We start from the raw sequence: 13,673 nt of genomic DNA, 5'->3' as shown, positions 1-13,673 counted from the left end.
GGGCTTTGCGGCCTGGCCCTCACCGAAACGGGTACATCCACCCTTTGTAGTCGTTGACCAGAACATGCGCCTTTTCGATCTGCTCCGGCGACATTTTCTTGACCACTTCCTCAAGGCTGATCGCCGCGTCGGGGTCGCCGCCAATGGCGCTGAGCGTGTACCACATATACGCGCGCACCAGATCGGGCGCAGGCATGCCCAGACCCAATTCGTAATACCAGCCAACGCCCGACTGCGCCCCCGGATGCCCCTTCATCGAGGCGCGCAGATACCATTCAAAGGCCCGTTCGTAATCCTGCTCGACCCCCAAACCCAGCCCGTACATCACGCCGATCAGCTCTTCAGCCTCGGCGTTGCCCGAGCGCGCGGCTGGAAGAAGTTCCTCGCGCGCAGCTGCAAACTGTCCGGCTTCCATCATATCGCGCGCTTGTTCCAGTTCAGCCAGAGCCGGAGACGCAAATACGCAAAGGGCAAAAACAAGCTGGCGCATGGGATGGTTGCCTTCTTCTGGGTCGGGGCCGCTGTGGCACAGGAATTGCCGCGCCCGCTGACCGATGATGACTTTATTCCCTTTGATATGAAACAGGCCGCCATCGGTCATCAACTGTTTTACGACCCGATCCTGTCAGGCAACCGCAACATCGCCTGCGCCCATTGTCACCACCCGGATTTCGGCACTTCGGACGGGTTGTCGCTGGGCATAGGAGAAGGCGGGCAGGGGTTGGGGCCGGACCGCACACCCGGCACCGGGGCCGACAGAATACGCAAACGCATCCCTCGCAACTCTCCGGGCCTGTGGAATTTTGGGGCCAAGGACATACACACTGTCTTTCACGACGGCAGGCTGAGCGTTTCCGACGTCTACGGCAACGGCTTCAATTCCCCGGCGCAGGAGTGGCTGCCCGAGGGCCTGAACTCCCTGCTGGCGGCGCAGGCTCTGTTTCCCCTGACCTCACAATTCGAGATGGCGGGCAATGTGGCCGAAAATGAAGTCACAGGCGCGGTGCATGATCGCATCGACAAGGGCTGGCCCATTCTGGCGAAACGCGTCCGCACCGATCAGCGCTATGGTCCGGCCATCGTCGCCGCCTTTGATGAGGTCGAGACGACCGAGGATATCACGATCACGCAAGTCGCCAACGCTCTGGCCGCTTTCATGGCGATCGAGTGGCGCAGCACCGACAGCCCGTTTGACCACTATCTTGCGGGCGACATGAATGCCCTTTCACCTGCGCAGATCGAGGGGATGAAGCTGTTCTACGGCAAAGCCCGCTGCTCCGCCTGCCACAGCGGTCCGCTCATGTCAGATCAGAAGTTCCATGCACTGGGCTTGCCTCCCTTTGGGCCGGGTCGCACCCGGCAGTGGGATCCCTTCGCCCGGGATGTGGGCCGCATGGGTGAAAGCGACCGCCTTGAGGATGCCTACAGGTTCCGCACCCCGATGCTCCGTAACGTTGCCCTGACCGCACCGTACGGTCACAATGGCGCCTTCCCCGATCTTGAAAGCGTCATTCGCCATCATTTGGACCCGCAGGCAAGCCTGGACAAATGGACCCCACAAATGGCTGCCTTACCCCAGGTGCCATGGTTGCAAGAAACGGATTTCCTAGTTTGGCAGGACCAATATGAAATGGCACGTCAACGCAAGAAAATCGATATTGATCCGATCCAGCTTGCGGAAATGGAAATAGAAAACCTGATTGCTTTTCTGAATTCGTTGACAGGTCGCAGCGTAGACTCGCCGAAATTCGGTGTGCCGAAAGGGTTTACTCCTTAGCCATCTCTCACATCAATTAGGTCATGTTGACTAATGGCTGAGCCAGAGACGGGTTGATGCGAAATCGACGAATCCGAAGAGCTTTCGGCGGGCACGTCGCAGCGTGTTGCAACTCGGCTGGCATTCTTCAACTTGTTGAAGCATTTCTCGGCTGGATAGCCTCATCTGTCCCCGCCCATCTCTGGAACTTATCAATCGCCTGCAAACAAATACTCTCTGCAATCTTCGTGGGCATTCTTAATTTGGCACCTGCTTGATGTCACTGCATGGCCAGAAGACCACAATCAGGCTAACGAAGCTTTGATTGGTCCAAGCGGACCAATGCGGTTTGGCACCCCCCAACTTTATCGGGAGCGTGCTAAAGCGCTGACAACTCTCTCTACACAATCCAAATCAAGAAAAGCCAGCACCTCTAAACGCGATGGCAAAGTTCTGGTGGTCAACGATGCAGTTTGAGCTGGTTTAATTGCAGGCTGTTGCTGGTTTTCACAGCGAAACCCCACCCCCCGTCTCAGCCACATTTCGAATGTCCGCAGCTGCGGCAGGTTATGCAGCCCTCGATCATCACCATGTCATACTGGCCGCAGGACGGGCAGGCCTTGCCGCGGGGGGCGTCCATGTTGACCACCTGCGCCTGCGGGTCGGATTTCAGCCCCATCCCTTCGCCCTCGAGGAACCCGATCGCGATCATGTGCTGCTCGATTACGCCGCCGATCGCCGCCAGGATCGAAGGGATATACTTGCCCTGCACCCAGGCCCCGCCGCGCGGATCGAACACGGCCTTGAGCTCCTCGACCACGAAAGACACGTCACCACCGCGCCGGAACACGGCCGAGATCATCCGGGTCAAGGCCAGCGTCCAGGCGTAATGCTCCATGTTCTTCGAGTTGATGAACACCTCGAACGGACGCCGCCGGCCGCCGATGACGATGTCGTTGATGGTCAGATAGATCGCGTGTTCGCTGTCGGGCCATTTCAGCTTGTAGGTCGAACCCTCAAGCGATTGCGGCCGGTCCAGCGGTTCGGACATGTAGATGACATCGCCGCCATCCACCTCGTGCGGTGCATCCGCGCTTTCCCCCGGCACCTTGTCGTCGCTTTCCGAGACGGTCAGTACCGAGCCGGTCACGTCGTTCGGGCGATAGGTGGTGCAGCCTTTGCAGCCCTGATCCCAGGCCTGCATATACACGTCCTTGAAGGCGTCGAACGAGATGTCCTCGGGGCAGTTGATCGTCTTCGAGATCGAGCTGTCGATCCATTTCTGCGCCGCGGCCTGCATCTTGACGTGCTCGGCCGGGGTCAAGGTCTGGGCGTTCACGAAATAGTCGGGCAGATCGACATCGCCGAACTTGTCGCGCCACATCTGAACGGCATAGTCCACCACCTCTTCCTCGGTCCGCGAGCCGTCCTTCTGCAAGACCTTGCGCGTATAGGCATAGGCAAAGACCGGCTCGATCCCCGACGACACGTTGCCCGCGTACAAAGAGATCGTCCCAGTGGGCGCGATCGAGGTCAGCAGCGCGTTGCGGATGCCGTGCTCGCGGATGGCCTCGCGAACATCGTCATCCATCTGCTGCATGGTGCCGCTGGCCAGGTATTTCTCGGCATCGAACAGGGGAAACGCCCCTTTTTCCTTGGCCAAGTCGACCGACGCCAGATACGCGGCGCGGGCGATCGCGTGCAACCAGCGCTCGGTCTGACGCGCCGCCTCGTCGGACCCATAACGCAGACCCAGCATCAACAACGCATCCGCCAGTCCGGTCACGCCCAGCCCGATGCGGCGTTTGTCCTGCGCTTCAGCCTCTTGTTCGGCCAGTGGGAATTTTGACACATCAACGACATTGTCCATCATCCGGACAGCCGTGGCGACAAGTTCTTGCAGGGCCTCTTGATTCAAACGGGCTATTGCCTCAAACGGTTCAACCACCAAACGCGCCAGATTGATCGAACCCAACAGGCAGGCGCCATAGGGCGGCAATGGCTGTTCGCCGCACGGGTTCGTGGCCGCGATTGTTTCAACATAGCTCAGGTTGTTGGCCTGATTGATCCGGTCGATGAAGATCACACCCGGTTCGGCATAATCATAGGTGGCCTGCATGATCTTGTTCCACAGATCACGCGCCTGAACCGTGTGATAGACCTTGCCGTCAAAGATCAGATCCCACGAGGCATTGGCCTTGACCGCTTCCATGAACGGATCGGTCACCAGAACCGACATGTTGAACATGCGCAGGCGGGCCGGGTCGGATTTGGCGGTGATGAACTGTTCGATATCCGGGTGGTCACAGCGCATGGTCGCCATCATCGCGCCACGGCGCGAGCCCGCCGACATAATCGTGCGGCACATGGCATCCCAGACATCCATAAAGCTCAGCGGCCCCGACGCATCCGCCGCGACGCCTTTCACGTCAGCGCCACGCGGGCGGATGGTCGAGAAATCATAGCCGATCCCCCCGCCCTGCTGCATGGTCAAAGCGGCCTCTTTCAGCATGTCGAAAATGCCGCCCATGCTGTCGGGTACCGTACCCATGACAAAACAATTGAACAGGGTCACCTGACGCGCGGTGCCGGCACCTGCTGTGATCCGCCCGGCAGGCAGGTATTTGAAGTCTTTCAGCGCCTCATAGAATTTCTCTTCCCAGTGCCCCGGGTCGTTTTCCGCCCGCGCCAGATCACGGGCGATGCGCCGCCAACTGTCTTCAACCGTTTGATCGATGGGGGTGCCATCCGCCTGTTTAAAGCGGTACTTCATATCCCAGATCTGCTCGGCGATGGGGGCGGCAAAGCGGCTCATTGGTGATTCCCTGTGCTGAAAGAGGTATCCAGACTACCTCAAATCACATGCGCACCACAACACCTTGATGACAACTGGAACCAAGCTACAATATAAAGATGATCCTCGGGACGACTCTGTGGGAAAGCTGTGGATAATTACGTAAACCTCATAAAACTGTCCGTTGGTTCGGAAAGCGTCGACACGCTGATCGTCTGGCAGGACAGCTATCGCCAGCGGTTCGAAGATGGCCTTCCACGCCACGTCACCCGCATGTGGCCCAAGCGCGAAGCCGAAATTCTGAACGGCGGATCGATCTATTGGGTCATCAAGGGCGTAATCCAGTGTCGCCAACGGATCCTGCGGCTGGATGAAGTGATCGGAGACGATGGTATCCGCCGCTGTGCCATTGTGCTGGACCCCAAGCTGCACCGCACCCAGAACGCCCTGAAACGCCCGTTTCAGGGATGGCGTTATCTCAAGCCTAAAGATACTCCTGCCGATTTGCCGAAAAACCGCGAGCAGGACGATGCCCTGCCCGATGATCTGAACCGCGCCCTGGCAGAAATCGGGGTTCTGTAAAGGCCGGCACCAGACTATCTGCAATGTGATGCGTTGAGGATGCCAACAAAATCGCATAGAATGTTTACTTGATTTTATTAAGTTAACGAGGGCAATCTATGATGATTGGACAATTTCGAGCAATCGTATTGGCGGCTGTATTTGTAGCAGGCGGAACAAGCGTTCTCGCCGCCCCAAAGGATGGAACCTATAGCCTGACCGTGCCGTCCAAAAATCCGTTCCCGGTGTCGGTCACAATTACCGGCGGCAACATTGCAGGCATCACGTCCTCAACGCTGCAAAATATCAACGGCGCCAGCGTTTCGGGGAACAGCAAAAAGCAATCCATCAGTTTCAACTTCGACAGCGCGAACTGCGGAGGCGGCAACACCGGCACCATGACATTCGACCTGAGAAAGAATGTCGTGTTCAAAAAATGGAAAGGGACGTGCGGGTCAAAACGTTTTGACATCAGCAAATCAGTGACCGCTGCCCCTGATTAAGTTTTGCTTACCCGGTCCATTACTTCCGCAAGCACCCGCTTGTCATCAGGCAAATAACTGGCCACCCGACTGCGCCACAGCGTGGCCTGCGATTGCAGGATCAGACCGTCCGAGAGGATCTTCAGGTGGTTCGCGCGCAGGGTCTCTCCGGTCGAGGTGATGTCGGCAATTGCTTCGGCGGTTTCATTCATCACCGTGCCTTCAGTCGCACCCTGACTGTCGACCAGCGTGTAATCGGCCACGCCCGCTTCTGTCAGGAATTCCCGAACCAGACGGTGGTATTTGGTGGCGATCCGCAGCCGGTGGCCATGGGTTTTGCGAAACGCAGCTGCTGCCGCGTCCAGATCATCAAGCGTATCGACATCGACCCAACATGCCGGAATTGCGATGATCAGATCAGCCTTGCCGAATCCAAGCTGCGAAACCTCTTCAACCTGCTGTTCCCAGCGCGGCAGTTTCTCGTGCACCAGATCGATCCCGGTGACGCCCAGATGAATCCGCCCCGCCGCCAGTTCACGCGGAATTTCCCCCGCCGACAACAGGATCAGAGAGACACCGTCGATCCCTTCGACCTTGCCCGCATATTCCCGGTCCGACCCGCTGCGTGACAAGGTGATGCCGCGTTTTTCGAACCATGAGAAGGTCTTTTCCATCAACCGGCCCTTCGACGGCACACCAAGTTTCAGGCTCATACAGCACCCTCCTCAATCTCCAGCATCAGGTCGGGGCGCAACACGCCGCCGACAGCCGGGATTTCGTCTCCACGGCCCAATTGCCGTGTCAGCGCGTCATAGCGCCCGCCCGTGGCGATCGGAGGCAGGTCAGGCCGACCTTCCGCGTAAAACCCAAAAACAAAACCATCGTAATATTCCATCGATGTCCGGCCATAGGCGGCCTCGAAATCCAACCGCTCGACATCGACGCCACGTGCTTGCAGCGCAGCCACGCGCGCCTCCAGCCGGTCCAGAGCGGGCGTGATCTGGGGCAGATCCACCGCCACGTCGCGCAGCTGTTCCAGCGCAAATGGCATGGTCTCGCGCACATTCAGCAACGTTTCCAGCCCGGCCAGTTCATTGTCGGAAATCGGCGGCGTATCGCGGTCATCGCGCAGGGCTTCGATGCGCGCTGCGATTTCGGCCTTGCGGCGCTTGCCGATCATAGGGGCTTCAAAGGCCATCGGATCGGCTGCGTCCAGCAGCGCGGCGCGCCCTTCCGAGGGCGCCTTGCGACCTGCAAACCGATCCAGCAAGATGCGGAACCGGCGCGGTCTCCACAGGTGCCGCATCAGGGCGGCCTTGCGACGCTCGGTCGTGCGCAGCCCTTCGACCGCAGCGGTGAGGATGCCGATATCCCCGGTTGCCGCACGCAGGGGCAACCCACGCAACTGAAGCGCCATCAGCGAAAACACCTCGGCGTCGGCGCCTGCCGGGTCGTCGCGGTCAAAGACCTCGTATCCCACCTGGATGTATTCATTGGCGCGGTCGGGGTCATGCTCCTGACGGCGGAACACCTCACCCGAATAGGTATAGCGCGCCGGTTCGGCCCCGTCGCGCATGTGCATCTGCACCACCGGTAGGGTGAAATCCGGGCGCAGCATCTGTTCGCCGCGCAGCGCGTCCGAGGTGACATAGGCGCGCGCGCGGATATCCTCGCCGTAGAGGTCCAGCAGCGTCTCGGCCGATTGCAGCAGCGGCGGGTCGACGACCTGCGCCCCGGCGGCCTCGAAGCGCACGCGCATCATCGCGGCCCGGGCCTGGATCTGGGATCGGTTGGGCATGGCTTAGTCCTGACTGTCCAGAATCTCGCGCACCTTGGCGACCAGATCGCTGCGCGGCACCTCGAACTGGCTGGGGCGTTCCTTCCATTCCTCGAGCGTGGCGCTTTCGGCAATCTTGGCCCCCAAGATCAGGTCCTTGATCTGCACGATGCCTTTGGCTTTTTCGTCGCCGCCCTCGATCACCGCAATCGGAGAATTCCGCTTGTCCGCATATTTCAGCTGGTTACCAAAATTCTTGGGATTGCCCAGATAGACCTCGGCCCGGATGCCGGCATTGCGCAGCTCGGCCACCATCGCCTGATAGTCGGCCATGCGGTCGCGGTCCATTACGGTCACGACCACAGGGCCGGTGGCCTGAACGCTGATCCGGCCCTTTTCGCGCAACGCGGCGAGCAGGCGATCAACGCCGATGGAGATGCCTGTCGCAGGTACTTCCTGCCCGGTAAAGCGCTTGACCAGATCGTCATAGCGCCCGCCGCCCGAGACCGAGCCGAACTGCCGCTTGCGGCCTTTCTCATCAAAGATCTCGAAGGTCAGTTCGGCCTCATAGACCGGCCCGGTATAATAACCCAGACCGCGCACGACCGAGGGATCGATCTGGATGCGATCAGCGCCATAGCCGCCCGCGGCCAGCAACTCGCCGATCTGTTCCAATTCCGCAATGCCTTCGGCGCCGATCTTGCTGTCACCCACGGCCGCACGCAGATTGGCCAGCGTTCCGGCGGCTGCATCGGCCTTGGAGGTCAGGAAGGCGATCACCGGCTCGGCCTGATCTTCGGACAGGCCCACACCGTCGATGAACGCGCCCGAGACATCCAGCCGGCCCTTGGTCAGCAACTCGCGCACGCCCTGCTCACCCACCTTGTCGAACTTGTCGATGGTGCGCAGAACGTCGTCGCGCGCTGCCGCGTCCGCGCCTAGGCTCATGGCCTCGAGCACGCCGTTCAAAACCTTGCGGTTGTTGACCCGGACCAGATAATCGCCGCGAGGAATGCCCACGGTTTCCAGCGTATCCGACAGCATCGCGCAGATTTCGGCATCGGCGGCCATGCTGGCCGTCCCCACCGTATCCGCATCACACTGATAGAACTGACGGTACCGCCCCGGCCCCGGCTTTTCGTTGCGCCAGACCGGACCCATCGCATAGCGGCGATACGGCGTGGGCAGATCGTTGCGGTGCTGGGCATAGACCCGGGCCAATGGTGCTGTCAGATCATAGCGCAGCGCCATCCAATCGCCGTTGCCGCCATCGTCAAACTCCTGCCAGGCGAACACGCCTTCGTTCGGGCGATCCACGTCGGGCAGAAACTTGCCCAGCGCCTCGACGGTCTCGACCGCACTGCTTTCAAGCGCGTCGAACCCATAACGATGATACACGCCCGCAATCGTCCGCAGCATCTCAGTGCGCTGCGTGACTTCCTCGCCGAAATAGTCGCGGAACCCTTTCGGCGTGACGGCCTTGGGGCGGGGCTGTTTCTTGGGCTTGGCCATGTGGGGCGTCCTTGGGAGTGTCCTTGTTCCGCGCGCGGTCTATCCCATGGTCCGCATCGGGGCAAGGCGCGCTTTCTCTGGCCTTGGGCCGACTGTGTCGCTATGACCAGCGCAAGACAGGAGTCCCCCATGCAGCATCTGGAAGAAGAGATCGCACATCTGACCCGTACCGTGGACGAGCTGAACACGGTCGTCACCAGACAACAATCGGAAATCGACCGGCTGACCCAACGGGTTGAAATGCTGTTGCAGCGCGAAGCAGAACGGGCGCAGGAAGGTTCAGGCGGCGTTGTCTTTGGTGACGAACGACCGCCTCACTATTGATGATTTAAAGCCCAAGCGTCGATTTTACCGCGTTGTCCACAACGCCGCCCAACAGGGCGTTTTCGTCCCCGGTGCAGCCCTCTTTCAAGGCGGCCACAAATGTTTCTCTCAGAGCCGCCTTTTCCTCATCCGAAGTCGCGTGGGCTTCGATGTCAACCTGACGGTTGTAAAGCGAAAGGGCCGTCATCTTCCCAACGACGTCCAGAATGTATTCTTCGTTCCCATCAGCCTCTTCGATAACAGAGGTGCAGGTGTGATACATCAGCGGCAGCGCGTCCTGCATCATCTGTTCGGCTTCCTCGTCGGCAAGGGCCAATCCGGGCGCTGCAAGCATTAAGGCGGTGGCGGCTGGCTTAAGCAAATTCGTCCTCATCCGGATGCTCCTCCGCCTACTTGGAATTCGCGCCGATCAGCGCACCGGCCACCGCTCCGGCGGCGGCACCTTTGCCGTCGCCGATCAGCGCGCCGACACCCGCGCCAATCACGGCGCCTTTGATCGTGTTTTCTTTTTTCTTGTCATCCGCCAGACCAGCTGAGGCCGAAACCAAAGCCAGCGTCGCTGCTGCGCCGAATACAATCTTTCTGAACTTGAGACCCGTTATTGTCATAACAACGCCCTCCTGTGGCATGACCTAAAGACATCTCTGTCAAGTCAGCCTAGCGGGGCACCAACAGTCTGGCAACAAAGCGGTATCATATCTCTTCGACGGTCATGACGCCTTCAAGGGATTTGATCGCGCCCTTGATCTGCGGGTTGATTGGGAATTCACGTCCCAGTTCCATCTCAACATCGCCGGGCAGGCTGGGGTCCAGCAACATGAACTGGACTGGTCCCCGTGCAGCCCCTTTCGCGGCAGAGGCGGCGTCTTCCAACACCTTGGCTACCGTTGGTACGGCCTGTGCTTCGTCAACGTAGATTCGCAGCCCAGTTGCTCCGGCCTCGGCCACCAAGGAATCCGCAGGGCCAACAGAGCGGCCCAGCAGCTTGAGCTGATCGGCTTCCATCGTTGCCTCGGCAGTCAGCACGACTTCCGCGCCGGTTTCCAGAAACTCGCGACACTTCTCCAGCGTGTCCGAAAACAGCGTGACCTCATAGGCGCCGGTGGGATCAGACATTTGAACGAAAGCAAAGCGGTTGCCCTTGGCCGATTTCCGTTCCTGCCGCCCGGCGACAACCCCTGCCATCTTTGCGATGAGCGGACCAGACCGGGCCTTTTCCGTAACCTCATCCAGCGTCAGCACCTGTTTGCGCTTCAGCGCGGGCATGTAATCGTCCAGCGGATGCCCCGAGAGATAGAAGCCGATGGCCTTGAATTCTTCGCTGAGGCGCTCGGCCGGCAGCCAGTCGGGCGTCGGCGACAGGCGCGGTTCGGGCAGGTCGTCGCCTGCCTCACCGAACAGAGACACCTGATTGGAGTTTTTCTGTTCATGGATCGCCGCCGAATACTGTACCAGACGGTCAAGGCTTTCGAACACGCGGCGACGGTTCTTGTCGAGCTCATCAAAAGCGCCGGCACGCGCCAGCATTTCCAGCGGACGTTTACCGACCTTCTTCAGATCGACCCGGCGGGCAAAGTCAAAGAGGTTGACGAAAGGCTTGTCTCCCCTGCCCTTCACCACAAGGTTCATCGCCTCGACGCCGACATTCTTGAGCGCGCCCAGCGCATAGACCAGCTGACCATCCACCACGTCGAAGGTCGCCAGCGAGCGGTTCACGCAGGGCGGCACGTAAGGCAGGCCCAGCCCCTTGCGGACCTCTTCGAAATACACGGCCAGCTTGTCGGTCAGGTGGATATCGCAGTTCATGACCCCGGCCATGAACTCGACCGGGTGGTTCGCCTTGAGCCAGCCGGTCTGGTAGCTGACCACCGCATAGGCCGCCGCGTGCGACTTGTTGAAGCCGTAGTTGGCAAATTTCTCCAGCAGGTCGAATACCTCGGAGGCCTTCTTGGCGTCCACCCCGTTCTTGGCCGCGCCGGCCTCGAATTTCGGGCGTTCGGCGTCCATCGCCTCTTTGATCTTCTTGCCCATCGCGCGGCGCAGCAGGTCGGCGCCGCCAAGGCTGTATCCCGCCATGACCTGCGCGATCTGCATCACCTGCTCCTGATAGACGATGATGCCCTGCGTTTCTTCCAGGATATGATCGATCAGCGGGTGGACCGAGGTGATCTCGCGCTGGCCATTCTTGACCTCGCAATAGGTGGGGATGTTCTCCATCGGGCCGGGGCGGTAGAGCGCCACAAGCGCCACGATATCCTCGATGCAGGTGGGTTTCATGCGCTTGAGCGCGTCCATCATGCCCGAGCTTTCCACCTGGAACACCGCCACGGTCTTGGCTGCGGAATAAAGCTTGTACGTCGCCTCATCATCCAGCGGGATAGCGTTGATCTGGTTTTCAGCCCCCTCAGCGGGCTCATAAAGTTCGGTGCCATCGGCGGCGATGTGCAAGGGACGCCCGGATTTGAAAATTAGGTCCATTGCGTTCTGAATCACGGTCAGGGTCTTCAGACCCAGAAAGTCGAACTTTACCAGCCCGGCCTGTTCCACCCATTTCATGTTAAACTGGGTCGCAGGCATATCCGAGCGCGGATCCTGATAAAGCGGCACCAGCGCATCCAGCGGCCGGTCACCGATCACCACACCGGCCGCGTGGGTCGAGGCATTGCGCAACAGCCCCTCGACCTGCTGGCCATAGGTCAGCAGACGGTCAACAACCTCTTCATTCCGCGCCTCTTCGCGCAGACGCGGTTCGTCTTTCAACGCCTTTTCGATGGAGACAGGTTTGACGCCTTCAACCGGGATCATCTTGGACAGACGATCCACCTGCCCGTAAGGCATCTGCAGCACCCGCCCGATATCGCGCACGGCAGCCTTCGACAGCAACGCACCGAAGGTGATGATCTGCCCCACCTTGTCGCGGCCGTATTTCTGCTGCACATAGCGGATCACTTCTTCACGGCGGTCCATGCAAAAGTCGATGTCGAAGTCGGGCATCGAGACCCGCTCGGGGTTCAGGAACCGTTCAAACAGCAGGCTGTAGCGCAGCGGGTCAAGGTCGGTGATCGTCAGCGCATAGGCCACCAGCGAGCCCGCGCCCGAGCCCCGCCCCGGCCCGACCGGAATGTCGTGATCCTTGGCCCATTGAATGAAATCTGCGACGATCAGAAAGTAGCCGGGGAAACCCATGCTTTCGATGATGCCCAGTTCGAAATCCAGACGTTCCTGGTACTCCTCGGGCGTCACGGCATGCGGGATCACGGCCAGACGTTTCTGCAAGCCGTCATTGGCGATGCGCCGCAGCTCGGCCACCTCGTCATCCGCAAATTTTGGCAGGATCGGGTCGCGTCGATAGGCCATGAACGCGCAGCGTCTGGCGATCTCGACGGTGTTTTCGATGGCCTCGGGCAAGTCGGCGAACAGGGTCGCCATCGCTTGTTGTGACTTGAAGTAGTGCTGCGCCGTCAGCCGACGGCGGCCTTCCTGCTGGTCGACATAGGCCCCTTCCGATATGCAGATCAGCGCGTCATGAGCTTCGTACATGTCCGGCGTCGGGAAATAGACGTCATTCGTGGCGACCAGCGGCAGGTTCTTGGCATAGGCCATCTCGACATGGCCGCGTTCTGTCAGGCGTTCGGCCTCGGGCTGGCCATCTTCACCCGGATGGCGCTGAAGCTCGATATAAAACCGGTTGGGGAACATTGCCGCCAGCCGATCGACCAACGCTTCGGCCGCCGGGCGATGACCCTGTTGCAGTAGCATTCCCACCGGGCCGTCAGGTCCACCGGACAGGCAGATCAACCCTTCAGATCGGTCGGCCAGTTCTTCCAAAGTGACCTGAGGCAGTTGCCCGCCCTTGTCCACGTAGAGACACGTGCTGAGTTTCATCAGGTTTTCGTACCCGGTCTCGGACTGCGCCAGCAGCACCAGAGGCGCGGGCGTCTTTGGCTTCTCGCCCGGCTGGGCCTGGACATAGGTCAGATCGACCTGGCACCCCATGATCGGCTGTACCCCGGCGCCGCTTGCGGTGACCGCGAATTCCAGCGCCGAAAACATCGAATTGGTATCCGTCACGGCGACCGCCGGCATTTCCATCTTCTCGCACAGGCCCGGCAGCTTTTTCAGCCGCACGGCGCCTTCCAGAAGGGAATATTCAGTGTGAACGCGGAGGTGGATGAATCGTGGAGAACTGCTCATGACGCCCAAGCTACCCCAGCCGGCTGCGCGGCAAAAGGCTGAACCGCGTTACGTTTGCCGCAAAAAAAAAGCCATTGATTATTCGGCTTTTTCAGAAGGTGCTTCGGGATTGACTGGGCGTCGCAATCAAAAACCGCTTTATTTACAAGTGGCTGCCCATTAATCAGAAAAGACGGTCACAGGCCGTATACGTCTAATGGTGTATAACAGAGGCGGTTTTTCTTGCCAGACAAGCCGCGCTGTTTCTAACATCTCATGGCAAGCAATTCGCCC

Annotated in this window: 13 protein-coding genes and 1 pseudogene; 5 read left to right on the top strand and 9 right to left on the bottom strand. The window is 59.7% G+C overall.

The window, feature by feature from the left end:
- Positions 1–19 precede the first annotated feature (19 nt).
- Positions 20–490: a tetratricopeptide repeat protein gene (locus GS620_RS07795; RefSeq protein WP_171230701.1), complete on the bottom strand. Its 471-nt coding sequence runs from the start codon at positions 488–490 to the stop codon at positions 20–22.
- Between the two features lie 3 nt (positions 491–493).
- Here GS620_RS07795 and GS620_RS07790 point away from each other — a divergent pair, with 3 nt between their 5' ends.
- Positions 494–1,777 (top strand): cytochrome-c peroxidase, encoded by a 1,284-nt coding sequence (locus tag GS620_RS07790; protein ID WP_171615035.1) that lies wholly within the window; start codon positions 494–496, stop codon positions 1,775–1,777.
- A 30-nt stretch (positions 1,778–1,807) separates the two neighbouring features.
- Here GS620_RS07790 and GS620_RS21995 read toward each other — a convergent pair.
- Positions 1,808–1,926: pseudogene (locus GS620_RS21995) on the bottom strand (IS5/IS1182 family transposase); the annotation flags it as partial.
- 362 nt (positions 1,927–2,288) lie between these two features.
- Positions 2,289–4,571, bottom strand: coding sequence for an adenosylcobalamin-dependent ribonucleoside-diphosphate reductase (locus tag GS620_RS07785; RefSeq protein WP_171615033.1), 2,283 nt, complete (start codon positions 4,569–4,571; stop codon positions 2,289–2,291).
- Between the two features lie 129 nt (positions 4,572–4,700).
- Between GS620_RS07785 and GS620_RS07780 the strand changes: the two genes are divergently transcribed.
- The gene (locus tag GS620_RS07780; RefSeq protein ID WP_171615025.1) at positions 4,701–5,132 is read left to right on the top strand and encodes a DUF1489 family protein; all 432 of its coding nucleotides are present in this window, start codon (positions 4,701–4,703) and stop codon (positions 5,130–5,132) included.
- Positions 5,133–5,230: 98 nt separating this feature from the next.
- On the top strand, positions 5,231–5,614 hold the full coding sequence (locus GS620_RS07775; RefSeq protein ID WP_171615023.1) for a hypothetical protein: 384 nt from the start codon (positions 5,231–5,233) through the stop codon (positions 5,612–5,614).
- Here the strand turns inward: GS620_RS07775 and hisG are convergent.
- Genes hisG through hisS form a run of 3 tightly spaced genes read right to left on the bottom strand, consistent with a single transcriptional unit; the run spans position 5,611 to position 8,882 of the window.
- The gene (hisG, locus tag GS620_RS07770) at positions 5,611–6,306 is read right to left on the bottom strand and encodes an ATP phosphoribosyltransferase (RefSeq protein ID WP_171172729.1); all 696 of its coding nucleotides are present in this window, start codon (positions 6,304–6,306) and stop codon (positions 5,611–5,613) included. The genes GS620_RS07775 and hisG overlap by 4 nt on opposite strands.
- On the bottom strand, positions 6,303–7,391 hold the full coding sequence (locus GS620_RS07765) for an ATP phosphoribosyltransferase regulatory subunit (protein WP_171615021.1): 1,089 nt from the start codon (positions 7,389–7,391) through the stop codon (positions 6,303–6,305). Before GS620_RS07765 ends, hisG begins: the two co-directional genes overlap by 4 nt.
- Positions 7,392–7,394: 3 nt before the next feature.
- Positions 7,395–8,882 carry a histidine--tRNA ligase gene (gene hisS, locus GS620_RS07760; RefSeq protein WP_171206997.1) on the bottom strand — a complete coding sequence of 496 codons (1,488 nt, stop codon included), beginning with the start codon at positions 8,880–8,882 and terminating at the stop codon, positions 7,395–7,397.
- Positions 8,883–9,011: 129 nt separating this feature from the next.
- Here hisS and GS620_RS07755 point away from each other — a divergent pair, with 129 nt between their 5' ends.
- Positions 9,012–9,206: a SlyX family protein gene (locus GS620_RS07755; protein ID WP_152460143.1), complete on the top strand. Its 195-nt coding sequence runs from the start codon at positions 9,012–9,014 to the stop codon at positions 9,204–9,206.
- 4 nt (positions 9,207–9,210) lie between these two features.
- Here GS620_RS07755 and GS620_RS07750 read toward each other — a convergent pair whose 3' ends face one another.
- The 3 genes from GS620_RS07750 to dnaE form a co-directional block, all read right to left on the bottom strand.
- Positions 9,211–9,579, bottom strand: coding sequence for a hypothetical protein (locus GS620_RS07750; protein ID WP_253283557.1), 369 nt, complete (start codon positions 9,577–9,579; stop codon positions 9,211–9,213).
- Between the two features lie 16 nt (positions 9,580–9,595).
- Complete coding sequence (locus tag GS620_RS07745; RefSeq protein ID WP_171119082.1) at positions 9,596–9,814, bottom strand: hypothetical protein; 219 nt, start codon at positions 9,812–9,814, stop codon at positions 9,596–9,598.
- A gap of 85 nt (positions 9,815–9,899) precedes the next feature.
- Positions 9,900–13,400, bottom strand: a complete 3,501-nt coding sequence (dnaE, locus tag GS620_RS07740) for a DNA polymerase III subunit alpha (protein WP_171615019.1) — start codon at positions 13,398–13,400, stop codon at positions 9,900–9,902.
- Between dnaE and GS620_RS07735 the strand changes: the two genes are divergently transcribed.
- Positions 13,399–13,563: a hypothetical protein gene (locus tag GS620_RS07735; protein WP_171615017.1), complete on the top strand. Its 165-nt coding sequence runs from the start codon at positions 13,399–13,401 to the stop codon at positions 13,561–13,563. The genes dnaE and GS620_RS07735 overlap by 2 nt on opposite strands.
- Positions 13,564–13,673: the final 110 nt, after the last annotated feature.

It is taken from the genome of Ruegeria sp. HKCCD6428 (assembly GCF_013110595.1).
Classification (GTDB): Bacteria; Pseudomonadota; Alphaproteobacteria; order Rhodobacterales; family Rhodobacteraceae; genus Ruegeria.
The sequence above is the reverse complement of the archived record's forward strand: the minus strand, read 5'-3'. Positions and strand labels throughout refer to the sequence as shown.

Bases quoted from the DNA above. Each gene is read 5' to 3' on its own strand.
- GS620_RS07795 (WP_171230701.1), bottom strand. From the start codon at position 490: ATGCGCCAGCTTGTTTTTGCCCTTTGCGTATTTGCGTCTCCGGCTCTG.
- GS620_RS07790 (WP_171615035.1), top strand. From the start codon at position 494: ATGGTTGCCTTCTTCTGGGTCGGGGCCGCTGTGGCACAGGAATTGCCG.
- GS620_RS07785 (WP_171615033.1), bottom strand. From the start codon at position 4,571: ATGAGCCGCTTTGCCGCCCCCATCGCCGAGCAGATCTGGGATATGAAG.
- GS620_RS07775 (WP_171615023.1), top strand. From the start codon at position 5,231: ATGATGATTGGACAATTTCGAGCAATCGTATTGGCGGCTGTATTTGTA.
- hisG (WP_171172729.1), bottom strand. From the start codon at position 6,306: ATGAGCCTGAAACTTGGTGTGCCGTCGAAGGGCCGGTTGATGGAAAAG.
- GS620_RS07765 (WP_171615021.1), bottom strand. From the start codon at position 7,391: ATGCCCAACCGATCCCAGATCCAGGCCCGGGCCGCGATGATGCGCGTG.
- hisS (WP_171206997.1), bottom strand. From the start codon at position 8,882: ATGGCCAAGCCCAAGAAACAGCCCCGCCCCAAGGCCGTCACGCCGAAA.
- GS620_RS07755 (WP_152460143.1), top strand. From the start codon at position 9,012: ATGCAGCATCTGGAAGAAGAGATCGCACATCTGACCCGTACCGTGGAC.
- GS620_RS07750 (WP_253283557.1), bottom strand. From the start codon at position 9,579: ATGAGGACGAATTTGCTTAAGCCAGCCGCCACCGCCTTAATGCTTGCA.
- GS620_RS07745 (WP_171119082.1), bottom strand. From the start codon at position 9,814: ATGACAATAACGGGTCTCAAGTTCAGAAAGATTGTATTCGGCGCAGCA.
- GS620_RS07735 (WP_171615017.1), top strand. From the start codon at position 13,399: ATGACGCCCAAGCTACCCCAGCCGGCTGCGCGGCAAAAGGCTGAACCG.
- dnaE (WP_171615019.1), bottom strand. From the start codon at position 13,400: ATGAGCAGTTCTCCACGATTCATCCACCTCCGCGTTCACACTGAATAT.